Genomic DNA, 2,286 nt, shown 5'->3' with positions numbered 1-2,286 from the left:
TGGTTCTGGAATCATGTCACTCAGAAATTCATATTGAGCACGGGTCAGATTGCTGGGGTATGCTTTACTCATGTTGCTCTCTCAGTGCTGTCTACTATATATTCACAGCGTATACTGAGAGAGCTTTTTTACCATTTCTTTGACTTTTCAAACAGCCTCTAACAAATTAAGAATAGTCTGCCGCAATATTGTCAGCCAATTCGAGGGACTTTCTTGTCTAATTTGATTGATTGCTTTGCTGTAAATTACTGTTTTTTGTTCCAGTTGAGTAAGTTCCTCTCCAGCAAAAAATGAGTTATGGCACACGTAATATGCAGCATAACCAGCGATTTCAAAGTCTCCGGTTTCCACTCCTTCCTGATAAGCCTCAACCAGCAGTGGTATCGGCTCCTTAAGATGTACTTTCCATTGCATAACATGCTCACTAAATACCTGTAATGCTCTAGCCTTGCCTCTTTTGGTATTCAATCGTTCTGCCGAGGTAAGAGCCAATTGACCAAATTTATAGCCGAGTTCAATGTCTTGAACAACTCCACATAGAGCAAATCCGTAGGCAGCATAATACAGCGGTGACCAGATAGCATTCCCGTAGTTGATTGATAAATTTACCATTCTGCATATAATCAGTATCCACAGTGCTGGTGATGCTATGAATGCAGCAGAACTCATATTCGATATAATTGAAATAGCCGCCAGTGGTTCTGGTGCAGTCATCTCTGGTAAATTACTCAAGTCTTCGATTTCTCGTTGGGCGAGTAGTGCAGCCGTTTCCTCCAATCCGCATTGAATATCTGCCTGACTTGGATTTTCTATTAAATCTACTCCCAAGAGCTTTAATACTTCCAATCCAGCTTTTAGTGCTTCTTTTAGGTTGCCTTGTGACAAATATCTTTGATTTCTGCTATCGTAAGCTTGCACTTTGTCAACCACTGTTTTGGCACGAGCGAGTACCACTTCTACCAACTGTTCCATCTCATCAAAGCAATCCTGGAGATACGCCGCTTCTGCTGCTTCTGAGTACAGCGCTAAGGTGAGATCATACTCAGTGAGCCAACTCTCTGAATTGAGGAGTTTAAGCCCTGTAGTGAAATACTTAAAAGCTGCTTCATAAGCCGTTGCCGCCTTTGCTTTCTGACCTGCCATTAAATTCAATCTGGCAATTTCAGTTCGTTCTGATCGAGCAGTGACTAGCTCAAGTCCTTGATTGAGATGATCGATGATTTCAAACAACCGCTCGGATCGTTGCTCTGGTGAAGTTTTTTCGAGCAAATTGCCACCGATTTGGAGATGAACAACCTGTTTCTGCGATTCATCAATCAAAGCATAAGCCGCTTGCTGAACGCGATCGTGCAAAAACTTGTAGTCTTGAACTAACAAGTTTTCGTCTAATTCAGACAAAGGTTGAATTAATCCAGCTTGTACTGCTTCTAATAAATCCTGAAAAATTGCTTTCGGTGATTTTTCGCAAACGATTGCCAACGTTTTTAAATCAAACTCAGCCCCAGTACAAGCGGCGATGGAGAGAATTTGTTGTGTTGCTGACGGCAATTTCTGCAACTGACGCAGTAGCAACTCCACCACATTATCCGTGATATTTTGAGCTTCAATCTCTGCCAGGTTCCACTGCCAACTCAACTGTTGGGCATCAAAGGTCAACAGATTTTCGCCATACAGCATTTTCAAAAATTCACCAACGAAGAAAGGATTGCCCTCCGTTTTATGCAATACCAACTCAGCTAAGGATCGCACAGTGTCAGTATTTTGATGCAACGTCTCGGCAATCAACTGACTCAACGGCAAGAGCGTTAAGGGTGCCAGAATGATTTCTTGAAGCACTGCCCTTTGTTTCCTCAATCGCTCCAGCGTTAATGCCAGTGGATGCGCTGGATTCACTTCCGAGTCTCGATAAGCTCCGATCAGAAATAGAAATTGGGTTTGCTCGTCAAGCATCATTAGTTCGATTAACTTCAGCGTGGCTGAATCCGCCCACTGTAAGTCATCTAAAAAGATCACCAGAGGATGTTCTTGGGAACAAAATACTCGAATAAACTGCTGGAAAACTCGATTAAAACGATTTTGAGCTTCTGTGGCTCCCACCTCTGGAACGGGTAGCTGCCTGCCGATAATTAGTTCTACTTCGGGAATCACATCAATGATGATCTGTCCGTTACTCCCTAATGCCGTCAGCAGACGCGATCGCCACTGTTGCACTTGCTCATCCGGTTCCCCCAGAAGTTGCTGCACCAACTTTTGTAGGGCATCCACAATGGCGCTGTAGGGAATATT

The 2,286-nt window shown here is 43.4% G+C and carries 1 protein-coding gene; it reads right to left on the bottom strand.

Features of this window, described 5'->3' with window-relative positions; translation table 11 throughout:
* Positions 1-147: 147 nt before the first annotated feature.
* The coding region (locus H6G26_RS41045; RefSeq protein WP_242054398.1) for an AAA family ATPase at positions 148-2,286 on the bottom strand (2,139 nt) is incomplete at its 5' end.

Origin of the sequence: Nostoc sp. FACHB-888 (assembly GCF_014696655.1) — a bacterium.
GTDB lineage: Bacteria > Cyanobacteriota > Cyanobacteriia > Cyanobacteriales > Nostocaceae > Nostoc.
This window is presented reverse-complemented; position numbering and strand designations above follow the sequence as displayed.